The 15160-nt window shown below is 68.2% G+C and carries 15 protein-coding genes; 10 read left to right on the top strand and 5 right to left on the bottom strand.

Features of this window, described 5'->3' with window-relative positions:
• Positions 1 to 2 precede the first annotated feature (2 nt).
• Positions 3 to 452 (top strand): VOC family protein, encoded by a 450-nt coding sequence (locus tag EJ105_RS16040; RefSeq protein ID WP_250167145.1) that lies wholly within the window; start codon positions 3 to 5, stop codon positions 450 to 452.
• Positions 453 to 455: 3 nt separating this feature from the next.
• On the opposite strand, the gene EJ105_RS16035 is transcribed toward EJ105_RS16040, so the two are convergent.
• Positions 456 to 1169, bottom strand: a complete 714-nt coding sequence (locus EJ105_RS16035; protein WP_024280405.1) for a TetR/AcrR family transcriptional regulator — start codon at positions 1167 to 1169, stop codon at positions 456 to 458.
• Between the two features lie 657 nt (positions 1170 to 1826).
• On the opposite strand from EJ105_RS16035, the gene EJ105_RS16030 reads away from it, so the two are divergent.
• From EJ105_RS16030 to EJ105_RS16020, 3 genes are all read left to right on the top strand, one after another.
• On the top strand, positions 1827 to 2792 hold the full coding sequence (locus tag EJ105_RS16030) for a lipid kinase (RefSeq protein ID WP_250167144.1): 966 nt from the start codon (positions 1827 to 1829) through the stop codon (positions 2790 to 2792).
• A complete protein-coding gene (locus EJ105_RS16025) occupies positions 2793 to 3536 on the top strand; it encodes a TerC family protein (protein ID WP_250167143.1) in 744 nt (247 codons plus the stop codon).
• A 177-nt stretch (positions 3537 to 3713) separates the two neighbouring features.
• Positions 3714 to 4067 carry a hypothetical protein gene (locus EJ105_RS16020; RefSeq protein WP_250167142.1) on the top strand — a complete coding sequence of 118 codons (354 nt, stop codon included), beginning with the start codon at positions 3714 to 3716 and terminating at the stop codon, positions 4065 to 4067.
• A gap of 12 nt (positions 4068 to 4079) precedes the next feature.
• Here the strand turns inward: EJ105_RS16020 and EJ105_RS16015 are convergent, their stop codons facing one another.
• The 3 genes from EJ105_RS16015 to EJ105_RS16005 all read right to left on the bottom strand — a co-directional run bounded on the left by EJ105_RS16015 (position 4080) and on the right by EJ105_RS16005 (position 7959).
• Positions 4080 to 5381 (bottom strand): NAD(P)/FAD-dependent oxidoreductase, encoded by a 1302-nt coding sequence (locus EJ105_RS16015; protein ID WP_250167141.1) that lies wholly within the window; start codon positions 5379 to 5381, stop codon positions 4080 to 4082.
• Positions 5382 to 5424: 43 nt separating this feature from the next.
• Positions 5425 to 6828 (bottom strand): glutamine synthetase family protein, encoded by a 1404-nt coding sequence (locus EJ105_RS16010; RefSeq protein WP_029555330.1) that lies wholly within the window; start codon positions 6826 to 6828, stop codon positions 5425 to 5427.
• 264 nt (positions 6829 to 7092) lie between these two features.
• Positions 7093 to 7959: a DUF3108 domain-containing protein gene (locus EJ105_RS16005; protein ID WP_250167140.1), complete on the bottom strand. Its 867-nt coding sequence runs from the start codon at positions 7957 to 7959 to the stop codon at positions 7093 to 7095.
• Between the two features lie 321 nt (positions 7960 to 8280).
• Between EJ105_RS16005 and infC the strand changes: the two genes are divergently transcribed.
• Positions 8281 to 8805 (top strand): translation initiation factor IF-3, encoded by a 525-nt coding sequence (gene infC / locus EJ105_RS16000; protein ID WP_024280411.1) that lies wholly within the window; start codon positions 8281 to 8283, stop codon positions 8803 to 8805.
• Positions 8806 to 8927: 122 nt separating this feature from the next.
• Here the strand turns inward: infC and EJ105_RS15995 are convergent, their stop codons facing one another.
• On the bottom strand, positions 8928 to 9593 hold the full coding sequence (locus EJ105_RS15995) for a BA14K family protein (protein ID WP_250167139.1): 666 nt from the start codon (positions 9591 to 9593) through the stop codon (positions 8928 to 8930).
• Between the two features lie 250 nt (positions 9594 to 9843).
• Between EJ105_RS15995 and EJ105_RS15990 the strand changes: the two genes are divergently transcribed.
• From EJ105_RS15990 to pheT, 5 genes are all read left to right on the top strand, one after another.
• Positions 9844 to 10422, top strand: a complete 579-nt coding sequence (locus EJ105_RS15990; protein ID WP_250167138.1) for a BA14K family protein — start codon at positions 9844 to 9846, stop codon at positions 10420 to 10422.
• A 255-nt stretch (positions 10423 to 10677) separates the two neighbouring features.
• Entirely contained in the window at positions 10678 to 10878 is a 201-nt protein-coding gene (rpmI, locus tag EJ105_RS15985; RefSeq protein ID WP_024280413.1) for a 50S ribosomal protein L35, read from the top strand.
• 28 nt (positions 10879 to 10906) lie between these two features.
• The gene (gene rplT / locus EJ105_RS15980; protein ID WP_024280414.1) at positions 10907 to 11269 is read left to right on the top strand and encodes a 50S ribosomal protein L20; all 363 of its coding nucleotides are present in this window, start codon (positions 10907 to 10909) and stop codon (positions 11267 to 11269) included.
• A gap of 200 nt (positions 11270 to 11469) precedes the next feature.
• The gene (gene pheS, locus EJ105_RS15975; RefSeq protein WP_029555333.1) at positions 11470 to 12582 is read left to right on the top strand and encodes a phenylalanine--tRNA ligase subunit alpha; all 1113 of its coding nucleotides are present in this window, start codon (positions 11470 to 11472) and stop codon (positions 12580 to 12582) included.
• A 12-nt stretch (positions 12583 to 12594) separates the two neighbouring features.
• The gene (gene pheT / locus EJ105_RS15970; RefSeq protein ID WP_250167137.1) at positions 12595 to 15024 is read left to right on the top strand and encodes a phenylalanine--tRNA ligase subunit beta; all 2430 of its coding nucleotides are present in this window, start codon (positions 12595 to 12597) and stop codon (positions 15022 to 15024) included.
• The last annotated feature ends 136 nt before the right edge of the window (positions 15025 to 15160 follow it).

Here is a 15160-nt window from a genome sequence, read left to right as displayed (position 1 = left end):
GCATGACCGCACCCGATCTCAGGCTCCACCTCGTCACGCTCGGCGTGTCCGACCTGTCGCGCGCCGCCGCCTTCTATCGCGCCCTCGGCCTTGTGGAGAGCAAGGCTGGAGAAGGAGAAGCCGGCAACGTCGCCTTCTTCCATGCGGGCAATGTGGTGCTGAGCCTTTTTCCGCGCGGGCGCCTCGCCGAGGATGCGACGCTGGCGGATACCCCGCCGCAGCCCTTCGCCGGCCTCACGCTGGCCTGCAATGTGGGATCGCCGGAGGAGGCCGAAGCCCTGATCGCGCGGGCGGAGGCGGCGGGCGGGCGCGTGGTGAAGCCGGCGCAGAAGGTGTTCTGGGGCGGAACGAGCGGCTATTTCGTCGACCCCGAAGGGCATCTGTGGGAGGTCGCCCACAATCCCTTCTTTCCGTTCGATGCCGAGGGCCGGCTGATGCTGCCCGGCGCTTGACCGTCAGGGCGCCGTGCGGCGGTCGCTGCCATAGGCGCGCAGGAACACGCGGACGGCGCCGCGCACCGACTTCTCCACCACCGCCGGATCGGGCGCATCCGGCGCACCGACGAGGACGGGAATGGTCACGCCATCCTTGCAGAGGGTGAGAAACTGGCTCGCCGCCTGGTTCACATCCTCGATGTCCAGCAGCCCCTGCTCCACCTTGGCCTTCAGGAACACCGAGAGACGGGTAATCCCCTCGCAGGGCCCCGCCTCGAAAAAGCGTCGGCCCACGTCCGGAAACTTGCCGGAGATGGAGATGACGGTCCGCAGAAGGGCGATGCTGCTTGGCCGCAGGATGGCGGTGACAAAGGAGCGGCCGATCTCGGTGAGCGCCGCCTCGATATCCGCTTCGTCGGGATTCACCACGAACATGCGCTCGGCGGTCTCCCCGCATTCGCTGGAGACGAGCTCAGCGAACAGGTCTTCCTTGTTCTCGAAATAGACGTAGAGCGTGCCCTTGGAGACGCCGGCCGCGCGGGCGATGTCGCCCATGCTGGCGGCATCGAAGCCGCGATCGAAGAACACCTGCCGCGCGCCGGAGAGGATCTGGCTGCGCTTCTCGGGGTCCTGGCCCGCGCCGGAGCCGGCTTCATGCGCATCACACGGGCCGCAATCCTCCCGGCCGGCCGCCTGTTGCGGCTTGAGTGCGATATCGCCTTCGCTGTCCGTCATTCCGCCGATCTCTTCCTCTTGTCTTCGTTCTCCGCGATCGCGCGGGCTCTGCGCAAGCACGTTGACGCCTTCCCGGCGCCTTCAGCCGCGGCCATGGCAACGATGACACACGCTGCCCTCCGCGAACGCCCCGCCTTCCCCTAGGGCGGGGCGGGACACAACTTTTCTGACCGAACCGTTCAGTTCGTTCTTGCATGACCGAAAGCGGTGCGCTATGTCAATATTCATCGAACCAAACCGTTCGGTCATCGCTTGGAGCCGCAACCCACGCGCTGAACGAACCGAGGGAGGAGAGCAACGCCCCCGCTCTCCTCCCTTCCTTTCCCGCCGATCGGTTCGGTCATGACCCGGTGCCGCAACCCTGGTCCTGACTGATGCGAGAGGGAGGAGAGCAACGCCCCCGCTCTCCTCCCTCTGTTTCCATCGGCCCCTCCCCCCGAATCTCCCGCCGGCCGCCCTTCCGCCCGAGCCGAAGCCGCCCCTCCGCGACATTCCGCCACATCCCCTTTGGTGAACGGGCCAAAGCCCCTATTTCCTCGCTCACCGGTCCGGGCCCCTCTGGCGCAGGTCTCCTGCGTGATGTCGGATCAGGCGTGATCTACGCGCTCCGTCCAGAGGCCCCATGGTTCCCTCCGCACCGCCGAGACCCGTTTGAGCATGACCGCACAAGGCCCGAAGAGCCGACGGCGTGCGCTGTTCATGGTCAATCCGCACGCCCGCAACGGCGCTCTGCCGCTGGATGCCGTGCGCGCCGTCCTTGAGACCGGCATCGATCTTCTCGAAGCCCCACTGCCGCCGTCAGGCGAAGTCTCGGATGTGCTGCGCGCCCGTGCGCCCGAGGTCGATCTCGTCATCCTCGGCGGTGGCGACGGCACGCTCAATGCGGCGGCGTCCGGCCTCTACGACACCCAGCTTCCCATGGGAGTGCTGCCGCTCGGCACGGCGAACGACTTCGCCCTCACCCTCTCCATTCCCACCGATCCGCTGGCGGCTGCGCGGGTCATCCTCGACCACGCGCCCCGCTTCATCGACCTGGGCGACGTGAACGGCCATCCCTTCCTGAACGTGGCAAGCATCGGCTTTTCCGCCGATCTTGCCCGCGCGCTCACGCGGGAGGCCAAGCGCTATTTTGGCGTGGTGGGCTACGGCATCGTCGCCGCCCGCCTGCTCATGCAATCGCGCCTGTTCACCGCCTACATCGAGCACGACGGGACGGCCGAAGCCGTGCGCACCCTTCAGGTATCGGTGGGAAACGGCCGCCACTACGGCGGCGGCCTGACGGTGGAGGCGAGCGCCACGGCCGACGACGGCCAGCTCGATTTCTACAGCCTGGAGGTGGACCACTGGTGGCGCCTTCTGGCCCTCCTGCCCTCGCTCCGCGACGGCACGCAGGGCCAGTGGGACGACGTGCGCGCCTTCCGGACGAAGAAGGTCGTTGTGCGCACCAGCCGTCCGCGCCCTGTGAATACCGACGGCGAACTCGTCACCTTCACCCCGGCGCATTTCAGCATCCGCCCGGCCGCCATCCGTGTCCACGCGCCGCCGCAGATCCCGCCCCAGACCTGGCCCAAGACCGGCGGTGTCCAGAATTCCTCGCAACCCCTCGCTGAAGGCACCCCCTAGATGGACTACCTCCTCCAACTCGCAGCCGATCCCGCCGCGTGGGTCGCCCTGGTGACGCTGGTGGCCATGGAAGTCGTGCTCGGCATCGACAACCTGATCTTCATCTCCATCCTCACCAACAAGCTGCCGGAGCAATACCGCAGCAAGGCGCGGCGCATCGGCATCAGCCTCGCGCTCATCATGCGCCTCGCTCTGCTCGGCACCATCGCCATCATCGTGCGGCTGACGGCGCCCATCTTCGAGGTGTTCGGCCATGGCTTCTCGTGGCGCGACCTCATCCTCATCGCCGGCGGCCTGTTCCTGGTGTGGAAGGCCACCACCGAGATCCATCACAACGTGGACCCGCAGACCCATGCGGAGGACGTCAAGGACAGCAAGATCACCATCGGCTTCACCGCCGCCATCGTGCAGATCCTGATGCTCGACATCGTGTTCTCCATCGACAGCATCGTCACCGCCGTGGGCATGACCGAGCACATCCCGATCATGGTCATCGCCGTGATCGCCGCCGTGACCTGCATGCTGCTCGCCGCGGACCCGCTGGCCCGCTTCATCGAGGCGAACCCCACCGTGGTGATGCTGGCGCTGGGCTTCCTCATCATGATCGGCATGACGCTGATCGCGGAAGGCTTCGGCGCCCACGTCCCCAAGGGCTACGTCTACGCCGCCATGGGCTTCTCCACGGCCATCGAGGGCCTGAACATGCTGGTCCGCCGCCGCCGCACGGCGGGTGCGGGGCACTGAGCCGGGAAGGTCCCAAGCAAGATGCGGCGCGCGGCGCGCGCCGCGCCATCCGGTCGCGCCACCGCATTCCAACGCCCCGCGGGCATGGTTATGCTCGCGGGGCGGGCGGATCGGCCCGCGACTCAAAGGGGCGTCGCCGGCAGTCCGCCGCCCCGCATCCTGTGGCCGAGGTCGAGAATGGCTCATTTTTCCGCGTCCCGTTTCGCCGTCGCGCTGGTGCCGGCGCTGGTGCTGATCGCGTTTGCCGCCCCGGCGCGCGCGCAGGCCTGCCTGGAGCAGATTGTTACGGTTCAGGCAGCGCTCAAGGAGCGCCTGCCCCACCCCAAGAAGCCGCCGGAGCAGGACCAGTCCATCGCGGCGCAGACCGACCGCCAGGCCACGCCGGGCTCGCTCGCCGCGGCGGGCCTGACCCAGCCGGACTCCGGCGCCCTCGGCGCGCTCAACCAGGCCATCAACCTGCAGGCGGCGGGCGACGAGGCCGGCTGCCTCAAGGCGCTCGCCGAGGCCAAGCGGCTGGGTGGCCTGAACTGAGGCCGGGCGGGCTCAGAGCCGGTCGCGCAGGGCGTAGTAGCTGAGACCCGCCATCATCAGCGGGGTGCGCAGCAGGGTGCCGCCGGGAAAGGGCGGCACCGGCAGGCGGCCGAGCAGATCGAACCGCGAGAGCTGGCCCTGCACCGCCTCGGCGAGGATCTTGCCGAACAGCGGCGCCAGCGCCACGCCCTGGCCGCTGTAGCCGGCCGAGACGAGGACGTTCGGGGAAACCCGCCGCACGAAGGGCAGACGCGTCATGGTGATGGCCAACACGCCGCCCCAGGCGTAGTCGATGCGGGCTTCGCCGAGCTGCGGGAAGATGCGCAGCATGAAGGGCCGCACGAAGTCCGCTACGTCCGGCCGCAGCCCGCGGCGATAGCTCTCGCCGCCGCCGAACAGCAGCCGACCGTCGGCGGAGAGGCGGAAATAGTTGATGACGAACCGGCTGTCCGCCACGGCCGCGTCGTTGGCGATGATCTCCTGCGCCAACTCTCCGAGGGGCTCTGTGGCGGCGATATAGTTGCAGATGGGCATGACATGGGCGTCCACCCCCCGGTCGAGCCCGTCCATCAGTCCGTTGCCGCATTCCAGCAGGAAGTCGGCGACCACGCTGCCGCCGCCGTCGGTGGAGACGGTCACACCGGCCTCGTCCCTCACCTTGACCACCCGCGTCCCCTCGTGAATCTCGACCCCGGCCGCGATGGCGGCGGAGCCGAGGCCGAGGGCGAAGTTGAGCGGGTGCAGGTGGCCCGCGCCCTTGTCCAGCAGGCCGCCATAATAGGCCGAGGTGCCGACCAGCGCCCGGATTTCGTCGCGCGAAAGCGGCACGAGGGCGTCGTAGCCGTAGTCCGCCGCGAGCGAGCGGGCATAGTCGTAGCTGTCCGGGACGTAGCGTGCCTTGTGGTCGGCGAGGATCAGGCCGTCGCGCAGGTCGCAGGGGATGTCGTGCCGGGCGATGAGGCTGCGCACCAGCGCCTTGCCCTCTTCCGCGAGGTCCCACAGCTTGCGGGCGTCCTCAAGCCCCACGGCCTTTTCCAGGAAGTCCTGCCCGCGGCGCTGGCCGCTGTGGAGCTGCCCGCCGTTGCGCCCCGAGGCGCCGGAGCCCACCCGCGCGGCCTCCAGCACCACCACCTTGAACCCCGCCTCAGCCAGATGCAGTGCGGCGGACAGGCCCGTATAGCCGGCACCGATGATGCACACGTCGGCCCGCACCGCGCCCTTCAGGGGCGAGAAGGCGGGGAATGCGGTGGCCGTCGCGGTATACCAGGACCGGGCGTGGCCGGCCGGATTGAGTGGTGCGGCGACCCGGTGCATGGCGCTTTCCTTCTTCTTGTTCTCTTGGTGCACCGGGACGGCCTCACACGTTGAGCAGAAGGTACTCCCGCTCCCAGGGCGAGATCACCCTCATGAAGGTTTCGAACTCGGCCTGCTTCACCGCCGCGAAGGCGGAGACGAACCGCGCACCCAGCACCTCGGCCAGGGCCTCGTTGTCCTGGAACGCCGCAACCGCCTCGAGCAGTCCGCGGGGCAGATCGAAATCGAGATTCTTCGCGTCGCCCTCGATCGGGTCCGTGGCGCGCAGGTTCTCGGTCAGGCCGAGATAGCCGCAGGCGAGGGAGGCGGCGATGGCGAGGTAGGGATTGGCGTCCGACGACGGCACCCGGTTCTCCAGCCGCCGCGCCTCGGGGGTGGACGGCGGCACGCGCAGCCCGGCGGTGCGGTTGTCGTAGCCCCATTGCAGGTTGATGGGCGCCATCGAGTCGCGCGTCAGCCGGCGATAGGAGTTCACATAGGGCGCCATGATGCACATGACCGCCGGCAGGTACTTCTGGTGGCCGGCGATGAAGGAGAAGAATTCCGGCGTCGGGTCGCCGTCCTCGTCCGAGAACAAATTGCCCCCGGTGGCGGTGTTGAGGATCGACTGGTGGATGTGCATGGCGCTGCCCGGCTCGTTGGCGATGGGCTTGGCCATGAAGGTCGCATAAATCTTGTGCGCGAGCGCCGCCTCGCGGATGGTGCGCTTGAACAGGAACACCTGATCCGCCAGCACCAGCGGATCGCCATGGCGCAGGTTGATTTCCATCTGCGCCGCGCCGTCCTCGTGGATCAGCGTGTCGATCTCCAGCCCCTGGGCCTCGGAATAGTCGTAGATGTCCTCGAACAGGGCATCGAACTCGTTGACCGCCTGGATCGAATAGGATTGGCGGCCGATCTCCGGCCGGCCCGAGCGGCCCACCGGCGGCTTCAGGGGGTAATCGGGATCGGTGTTGGGCTCGACAAGATAGAACTCGATCTCCGGCGCCACCACCGGCTTCCAGCCCTTCTTCTCGTAGAGCGAAATGACGTGCCGCAGCACCTGCCGGGGGGCGAGCTCCACCGGGCGCCCGTCGCGGTGGTAGGCATCATGGATCACCTGGGCGGTGGGGTCCTGCGCCCACGGCACCGAGCACAAGGTGGCGAGGTCCGGCTCCAGCACGAGGTCGCTGTCGGCGATCACCGAATCGACCAGCCCTTCGTAGTCGGGATACTCGCCGGAAATGGTCTGGAAGAAGACCGATAGCGGCAGGTTCATCACGGGCGAGGAGAAGAACTTGGAGGCAGGCATGATCTTGCCGCGGGCGACGCCGGCCAGATCGGGAACGGTGCATTCGATCTCGGTGATGCCCCGGCTGGCCATCCAGGCCTTGGCTTCCGTCAGCGATGTCACACCCCGCGGGGCCGTTGCCTGAGCCTTCTGCGCACCCTTGCTGCGTTTCGACATGATGTCCTCGGGCGTGAACCGCTCACGCCCGATCAGGGAACACCTGCGCCGCCGTCAGTGTCAACGCGACGCGGTAGCGGCAAGGCTCACGTTCGGGAAAGATGCAGGAGCGGCGGCGATGTTCCGGTCCGGGACAGGCGCGTGGGCCGCCTCGGAACAGCCATCGAACGAATCACGATCGAATCGCAGCGCCGGCCATGTTCCCGCTTCTCCCCCTACGAGATGTTGGGCCTCGGCCTCAGCGGTAGCGGATTCGGGGGCCGCTCAGCGCGGCGCGTTCACCGGCACCGTGCCGGCCTTCGCCTCGGTCTCCAGCGAGGTGGCTTCCAGCAGGGCAGTGCCGATCATGGTCGCGACGGACACCCTGAACGGCGCCATCAGGCGCGTGCCGGCGATGGGCACCAGCCAGACGTAGATATCCTTGTTCTCTGCCATGTACTTGACCGTGTAGCGGGTGGGCCGGTGGCCGGCGACCGGCTGGTAGCGCACGGAACACACCACGGCCGAGCCAGCGTATCCCGCCACCTTCACCGTCTCGGTGCGCTGATAGGTCAGGACGAGGTCGTAACGCTGGCGGCCATCGAACACGGGGACCGATCGGGCGCAGGCCGCGGCGGACACCATGTCGCCGGTTCCAGGCACATAGACGAAGGCGCCGCTCATGGGGTCGAGAATGTTCTGCAGCACCGCCTGCTCGATGGGGACGCGGTCGGCGGCCGGCTTGAACGGCGGCTCCACCTCCATCTCCTTCACCGCCCCGGAGGCCATGGCGAGGCGCGCGGTCTCTGCCTTGCCATCGGCCTCGGCGTTGAGCGCATAGACCTTCGGCACCAGCTTGCCGCCGGAGATGGTACCGCGCGAGGCGGCGACGCCCTTGCCGGACGACACGGCACGCAGCACGCCCGTGACGCGGGCGGAGCCGGAAATCTCGTAGGTCTGGTCCCCGGCCTCGACCTTGATGGACCCGCGGCCAAGCTCGACCCCGCCCACGGAGAGCACATATTTGGCATTGAACTGTCCGTCCGCACGGGCGGGACCGGCAAGGCCAGCGGCAAGGAAAAGGCCGGCCATGGCGACACCGGCGCGGCGCCGGAAACGGGGCAAAGGAGCGGTCATCGGGGGCGTCGTCATTGCAGAATCCGGAAGGAGACGTCCGGGGGGCCGGCGGACCCGTGTCCCAGAGGCATGCACAGGGAAGGCGGCTGAACTGTGGCCCATCGCCGGACCGGCTGGCAGCCCCGCCGGACCGCCCGCGGGCGGAACCCGCCGGCAGCCGCCTCGGCAATGCCGCGCGAATCCGCATGGGTCATTGACTTTACGGCGGTTTGTCACGATCTTTCCAGCCTACCCTGAGAGGCGGGTTGCGCAGACGACGGCAAGGACCGGCGCCGCGGCCTGTCTACCTCGGGGGATCGTGTTGATTGCCAAGGAGCTGAAGCCATTCGCCGCCCTATGAGACCCGTCGCGCCGGAGAAGGATGGACCGCGCGTCAATGAGGAAATCCGCATCCGCGAAGTCCAGCTGATCGACCAGGACGGTCAGAACCGCGGCGTGGTAGCAATCCGCGATGCGCTGACATTGGCGCAGGAAGCCGGGCTTGATCTCGTGGAGATCTCCCCCAATTCCGCGCCCCCCGTCTGCAAGATCCTCGATTACGGCCGCTTCAAGTACCAGAACCAGAAGAAGGCCAGCGAGGCGCGCAAGAAGCAGAAGGTGGTCGAGGTCAAGGAGATCAAGCTCCGTCCCGGCATCGACGATCACGACTACGACGTGAAGATGCGGGCGATGCAGCGCTTCTTCGAGGAAGGCGACAAGGTGAAGGTCACCCTGCGCTTCCGCGGTCGCGAGATGGCGCACCAGGACATCGGCTACAAGCTGCTGCAGAAGCTCAAGGAAGAAGTTTCGACCGTCGCCAAGGTCGAGGCCGAGCCCATGCTCGAAGGCCGGCAGATGATTATGATTCTCGCCCCGCGTTGATGCGGGATCGGGGGCATTAAAGAAAAAGCCCGGCGCAGCGCGCCGGGCTTTTCTCGTTTAGGCACCGGGTTTGCGGCCCTTGGGCCGTCGGGATCGCGGCCGACAGTGCGGCCGCGCTTCCCTCACGGACAGGGGTGCTGGTACCCGTCGTAGCCGGTGTAGGTACCGGTCGCCGGGTTGTACGAGCGGAACCGCGACATGCAGTAGGCCACCGCATCGTTGGTGTAGACCGGCTCCGCATTGGCCGCCGCCACCGCGCCCAGCGCCAGACCGCTGGCGACGCCGAGTGCGATCCACGCGCCGGTATTGTTGTAGTAGCCCCAACCCCAGCCGGGACGATACCAGCCCCAGCCCGGACGCCACGGCCCCGGACCCCACGCGCCCGGCGGCGGGCGCCAGCCCGGATGACCCCAGCCCGGACCACCGGGACCCCAACCGGGACGGCCGGGACCCCAGCCGGGACGGCCCGGTCCCCAACCGCCGGCGTAAGCGGGACGACCGACATAGCCGGGACGGCCCACGTAACCCGGGCGCCCCACGAAGCCGGGACGGCCGACGTAACCGGGACGACCCACGTAACCGGGGCGGCCCACGAAGCCGGGGCGGCCGACATAACCCCGACCACCATAGCCGACGCGAGGCCCGCCCATGCGCACGGCGCCCACGCGCGGGCCACCGCCGCCGCGCCAGGCCACCTGTTCCACGGTGCCCACATTGGCCATCGCGGGATTGGCAAGGCCAAGGCGCAGCGCTTGTGCATTCGCGACGGGAACCGAAAGCGAAAGCATGCCTCCCGCGACAGCCGCCGCGGCAAACAATGCCACCCTTCTTGTGCCGAACATGATCTTCACTCCCTCAACACTTTCTATCTTCAGCGGCCTTTGTGTCGAATGTTTCGCGGACGTAGCGGAACTTGCGGCTGGAAAGCGGCGAACTGGTGCATTTCCACGCACATCTGCCGTCGACGATCACGCATGCGTGACGGAAGGCATCCCTCCGTCCTCTGGGGCGTTGACCTGACATCACAAGGAGTTCGGTATGCCCCATCTGTTACGCAAGACCTTCCGGCGGATCACCGTCGGCCTCACCTCCGCGGCCCTCGTCGCTTCCAGCGTCGGTGTGGCCGCCGTGGCGACGGCACCGGCCGCTTCTGCCCAGGCGTTGCGGGCCGGTGCCGCATCGATGAACGTTCAGGCCGCCGCACCGGACGAAGTCCAGGCGCGACGCGGTGGACCCCACCGGGGCCCGGTTGTGCGTGGCCCCGGGCGCGGTCCGGGACACGCCGTGCGCGGCCCGGTTCGGGGGCCTGGTTATGGTCGGCCTGGCTATGGTCGGCCCGGTTACGGCCGGCCCGGCTGGCATGGCCCCCAGCCCGGCTATCACGCCCGCTGGGGACGGCCCTATTGGCGCAACGGCGGCTGGTACTATCGCAACAACAACGGCGCGTGGATCGCGGCCGGCATCGCGGGCCTCGCGATCGGTGCGGCGGCCGGCGCGGCAGCGGCGAATTCCGGCGGCAATGACGCGGTGTCCTACTGCGCCCAGCGATTCCGCTCCTACAACCCCGCCACCGGCACCTACACCGGCTATGACGGGCTTCAGCACCCCTGCCCCTGAGGCGATAGGCATGTGATAGAGAAGGTCGCCGCCCAGCGCGGCGGCCTTTTTCATGCGCGGCCGGCCTTTCAGGGCTCCCCTCCCCCCGCTTGGGCGGCCTGGCCCTTGCCTTTATGCTCCCGCTCCTGTAACGACTGCCGCCTTCGAACTCGCCGGCGATTAAGGGCTGCCGCGCGGGTTCATACCGCTCAACAGCAACAAGAGGCTGAGCGTCCACCGCCCTCGCGGGCGAGGACCCATGCCACGGAGAGCCAAATGCCCAAGATGAAGACCAAGTCGGGAGCGAAGAAACGCTTCCGTCTGACGGGTACGGGAAAAGTGATCGCGGGTCAGGCCGGCAAGCGCCATGGCATGATCAAGCGGACCAACAACCAGATCCGCAACCAGCGCGGCACGACCATCCTCGCCGAGTGCGACGGCAAGGTCATCCGCAAGTCGTTCCTGCCGAACGGCTGACGCCACTGCGATCTGAAGGAGCTTTTCCATGGCCCGCGTGAAACGTGGCGTTACCTCACACGCCAAGCACAAGAAGGTCTACAAAGCCGCAAAGGGCTTTTACGGCCGCCGCAAGAATACCATCCGCGCTGCGAAGTCGGCCGTCGAACGGTCGATGCAGTATGCCTACCGCGATCGCAAGGTGAAGAAGCGCAACTTCCGCGCGCTCTGGATCCAGCGCATCAACGCCGGTGTGCGCGCGCTCGATCTCGACCTGACCTATTCGCGATTTATCGATGGTCTCGGCAAGGCCGGGATCGAGGTCGATCGCAAGGTGCTCTCGGATATCGCCATCCACGAGCCCGACGCGTTCAAGGCCCTGGTGGAGAAGGCCAAGGCCGCTCTCGTCTGAGAGGCGGCCCTCGCCTGAAACGCGGCCCTTGCCGGATCGGCGACAGCGCAGCGCTTTCTCCTCCCGTCTTTTCCGAGACCTTCAAAAGCCCCGTGCGGATCATCCGTCCGGGGCTTTTGCCATTGGGCGCGGCCCGTCTATAAGCGGCGCGACCCGACGCCGGCCCCTCCGCCGGCCTTTTCGTTTTCCGGGATAGGCCCATGTCCGCGACACCATCCGCCACCGATCCGAGCGCCCTCGAAGACCTTCAGGAGAGCCTCTCCGCCGCCATCCTGCGCGCGCAGGACGAGGCCGGCCTTGAGGAGGTGCGCATCGCCGCCCTCGGCAAGAAGGGATCGGTCTCCGAACTGCTGAAGTCGCTGGGCGGCATGAGCCCGGACGAGCGCAAGGTGATGGGCCCCGCCATCAATGGCCTGCGCGACGCGGTGCAGGGCCTCCTCTCCCACCGCCGCGCGGCGCTGAAGAGTGCTGCTCTGGAGGCGCGCCTCGCCACCGAGCGGGTGGACGTGACCCTGCCCGTGCGCGAGGCCGCCGCCGAGACCGGCCGCGTCCACCCCATCGCGCAGGTGACCGAGGAACTGGTCGCCATCTTCGCCGACATGGGCTTCTCGGTGGCCGAAGGGCCGGACATCGAGGACGACTTCCACAACTTCACCGCGCTGAACTTCCCCGCCGGCCATCCGGCCCGCGAGATGCACGACACCTTCTTCCTGCCCCCCGGCGCGGACGGCGAGCGCAAGGTGCTGCGCACCCACACCTCGCCCGTGCAGGTGCGGACCATGCAGGCGAAGAAGCCGCCCATCCGCGTCATCTGCCCCGGCCGCACCTATCGCTGCGATTCGGATCAGACCCACACGCCCATGTTCCATCAGGTGGAAGGGCTGGTGATCGACAAGGGCGCGCACCTCGGCCACCTCAAGTGGGTGCTGGAGGAGTTCTGCAAGTCCTTCTTCGAGGTGGAGGGCGTGAAGATGCGCTTCCGCCCCTCCTTCTTCCCCTTCACCGAGCCCAGCATGGAAGTGGACATCCAGTGCGACCGCTCCCGCCCTGGCGAGATTCGTTTCGGCGAGGGCTCGGACTGGCTGGAAATCCTCGGCTGCGGGATGGTGCATCCCAACGTGCTGAGGAATTGCGGCATCGACCCGGACGAGTACCAGGGCTTCGCCTGGGGCATGGGCATCGATCGCATCGCCATGCTCAAGTACGGCATGAGCGACCTTCGCGCCTTCTTCGAGGCCGACGTGCGCTGGCTCTCCCACTACGGCTTCCGCCCGCTGGACTTCCCCACCCTCGCCGGCGGCCTGAGCGCGTAAGGAGCAGGACCCATGAAATTCACCTACTCCTGGCTCAAGGATCACCTCGAGCCCACCGCCAGCTTCGACCAGATCGTGGAGCGCCTCTCCCTCATCGGCCTTGAGGTCGAGGGCGTGGAGGACAAGGCCAAGCAGCTCGCGCCCTTCGTGGTGGGCGAGGTGCTCACCGCCGAGAAGCACCCGAACGCCGACAAGCTGCGCGTCTGCACCGTCTCCATCGGCGATGGAAAGGGGGGACCGGGCGACCCCATCCAGGTGGTGTGCGGCGCGCCGAATGCGCGGGCGGGGCTGAAGACCGTCTTCGCCGCGCCGGGCACGGTCATCCCCACGTCGGGGCTGGAACTGAAGATCGGCAAGATCCGCGACGTGGAAAGCCGCGGCATGCTCTGCTCGGCCCGCGAGATGGGGCTTTCCGAGGAGCATGACGGCATCCTGGAGCTGCCGGAGGACGCCCCCGTGGGTGCGCCCTTCGCGGAGGTGCTGGGGCTGAACGACCCGGTGATCGAGATCGCCGTGACGCCCAACCGCGCCGACTGCCTGGGTGTCTCCGGCGTTGCCCGCGACCTCGCCGCCGCCGATCTCGGCGAGCTGATGGCGCCGCGGGTGAAGCCTGTCGAGGGCACGTTCCCCGCCCCGCTGAAGGTGACGCTGGAGTTCGGCGAGACCTCGCCGCTCTGCCCGGCCTTTGCCCTTCGGGTGGTGAAGGGCGTGAAGAACGGCCCCTCCCCCCAGTGGCTACAGGACCGCCTGCGCGCCATCGGCCTGCGCCCCATCAACGCGCTGGTGGACGTCACCAATTTCATGACGTTCGACCGCAACCGCCCGCTCCACGTGTTCGACCTGAAGAACGTGACGGGCAACCTCGTGGTGCGCCGGGCCAAGGGCAGCGAGACGCTGCTGGCGCTCGACGGCAAGAGCTACACGCTCGACGAGAGCATGTGCGTCATCGCCGACGACAGGGGCGTGGAGAGCCTCGCCGGCATCATGGGCGGCGAAGACTCGGGCTGCGACGAGAACACCACCGACGTGGTGGTCGAATCGGCGCTCTGGGATGCCATCAACATCGCCCAGACCGGCCGCAAGCTCGGCATCAATTCCGATGCCCGCTTCCGCTTCGAGCGTGGTATCGACCCCGCTTTCACCCTGCCGGGCCTCGACCTCGCCACCCACCTCATCCTTGAGCTTTGCGGCGGCGAGCCGTCCGAGATGGTGCTGGCCGGCGCCATCCCCGATACCGCCCGTACCGTCGCCTTCCCCCTCACCGAGGTGAAGCGGCTGACCGGGCTGGAAGCCTCCGAGGACGAGATTCGCGGCGTGCTGGAGAAGCTCGGCTTCGCCGTCTCCGGCGCGGCGCCGGTGCTTGAGGTGGTGCCGCCGTCCTGGCGCGGCGACATCGAGGGCAAGGCGGACCTCGTGGAAGAAGTGGTGCGCATCCTCGGCCTCGAGCGCGTGCCCTCCACCGAGCTGCCGCGCGGGGCGGATGCCCGCAAGGCGGTGCTGACCACCCTCCAGCTGCGCAGCCGCAAGGCCCGCCGCTCGCTGGCGGCGCGCGGCATGGTGGAAGCGGTCACCTGGTCCTTCGTGTCCAAGGAGGCCGCGAGGCTGTTCGGCGGCGGCGCGGACGCCCTTGCTCTGTCCAATCCCATCGCCTCCGACCTCTCGGACATGCGCCCGAGCCTCCTGCCCGGCCTCATCCGGTCAGCCGGTGCCAATGCGGCGCGCGGCGCGGGCGACGTGGCCCTGTTCGAGGTGGGACAGGTCTTCCTCGGCGACGGCCCCGGCGACCAGCGCCAGGCCGCCTCCGGCGTCCGCCGTGGCACGGCCAAGCCCTCGGGCGGCGGCCGCCACTGGGCGGGCAATGCGGCGGCGGTGGATGCCTTCGACGCCAAGGCGGATGCGCTCGCCGCGCTTGCCGCCTGTGGCGCTCCGGTGGCGAATCTGCAGGTCACCACCGATGCCCCCGGCTGGTACCACCCCGGCCGCTCCGGCACGCTGCGCCTCGGCTCCAACGCCATGGCCCATTTCGGCGAGATCCATCCCGCCGTGCTGGAGGCCCTCGACGTGACGGGGCCGCTGGTCGCCTTCGAGATCGTGCTCGACAAGATCCCGGAGCCCAAGGCCAAGGCGACGCGGGTGAAGCCGAATCTCGACCTCTCGCCCTTCCAGGCGGTGAAGCGCGACTTCGCCTTCCTCGTGGGCCGGGACGTCGCGGCGGCGGACATCCTCAAGGCGGCGCAGGGGGCGGACAAGAAGCTCGTCACCGGCGTCGGCGTGTTCGACCTCTACGAGGGCAAGGGCATAGATCCCGACAAGAAGTCGGTGGCCGTGGAAGTCACGCTCCAGCCGCGCGAGCGCACGCTCACCGACAAGGAGATCGACGAGGTCGCCGGCCGGATCGTCGCGGAAGTGGCGAAGAAGACGGGCGCCACGCTGCGCGCCTGACGAGAAGCGCCGGCGGCGCGTGTTGTCCCCATGCTTTGGATTGACGCGCGCCGCCGCTGCCCCTATAAGCCGAGCCCGAACTCAGGCGGCTGCGGCGGCCGGAGCCCAGCCTTCATTGCCGCGTGATCCTTAGGGA

Origin of the sequence: Xanthobacter aminoxidans (assembly GCF_023571765.1) — a bacterium.
Classification (GTDB): Bacteria; Pseudomonadota; Alphaproteobacteria; order Rhizobiales; family Xanthobacteraceae; genus Xanthobacter; species Xanthobacter aminoxidans.
This window is presented reverse-complemented; position numbering and strand designations above follow the sequence as displayed.

What these genes read in the sequence shown, in the direction of transcription:
- EJ105_RS16040 (WP_250167145.1), top strand. Translation starts at nt 3, where the DNA reads ATGACCGCACCCGATCTCAGGCTCCACCTCGTCACGCTCGGCGTGTCC.
- EJ105_RS16035 (WP_024280405.1), bottom strand. Translation starts at nt 1,169, where the DNA reads ATGACGGACAGCGAAGGCGATATCGCACTCAAGCCGCAACAGGCGGCC.
- EJ105_RS16030 (WP_250167144.1), top strand. Translation starts at nt 1,827, where the DNA reads ATGACCGCACAAGGCCCGAAGAGCCGACGGCGTGCGCTGTTCATGGTC.
- EJ105_RS16025 (WP_250167143.1), top strand. Translation starts at nt 2,793, where the DNA reads ATGGACTACCTCCTCCAACTCGCAGCCGATCCCGCCGCGTGGGTCGCC.
- EJ105_RS16020 (WP_250167142.1), top strand. Translation starts at nt 3,714, where the DNA reads ATGGCTCATTTTTCCGCGTCCCGTTTCGCCGTCGCGCTGGTGCCGGCG.
- EJ105_RS16015 (WP_250167141.1), bottom strand. Translation starts at nt 5,381, where the DNA reads ATGCACCGGGTCGCCGCACCACTCAATCCGGCCGGCCACGCCCGGTCC.
- EJ105_RS16010 (WP_029555330.1), bottom strand. Translation starts at nt 6,828, where the DNA reads ATGTCGAAACGCAGCAAGGGTGCGCAGAAGGCTCAGGCAACGGCCCCG.
- EJ105_RS16005 (WP_250167140.1), bottom strand. Translation starts at nt 7,959, where the DNA reads ATGACGACGCCCCCGATGACCGCTCCTTTGCCCCGTTTCCGGCGCCGC.
- infC (WP_024280411.1), top strand. Translation starts at nt 8,281, where the DNA reads ATGAGACCCGTCGCGCCGGAGAAGGATGGACCGCGCGTCAATGAGGAA.
- EJ105_RS15995 (WP_250167139.1), bottom strand. Translation starts at nt 9,593, where the DNA reads ATGCTTTCGCTTTCGGTTCCCGTCGCGAATGCACAAGCGCTGCGCCTT.
- EJ105_RS15990 (WP_250167138.1), top strand. Translation starts at nt 9,844, where the DNA reads ATGCCCCATCTGTTACGCAAGACCTTCCGGCGGATCACCGTCGGCCTC.
- rpmI (WP_024280413.1), top strand. Translation starts at nt 10,678, where the DNA reads ATGCCCAAGATGAAGACCAAGTCGGGAGCGAAGAAACGCTTCCGTCTG.
- rplT (WP_024280414.1), top strand. Translation starts at nt 10,907, where the DNA reads ATGGCCCGCGTGAAACGTGGCGTTACCTCACACGCCAAGCACAAGAAG.
- pheS (WP_029555333.1), top strand. Translation starts at nt 11,470, where the DNA reads ATGTCCGCGACACCATCCGCCACCGATCCGAGCGCCCTCGAAGACCTT.
- pheT (WP_250167137.1), top strand. Translation starts at nt 12,595, where the DNA reads ATGAAATTCACCTACTCCTGGCTCAAGGATCACCTCGAGCCCACCGCC.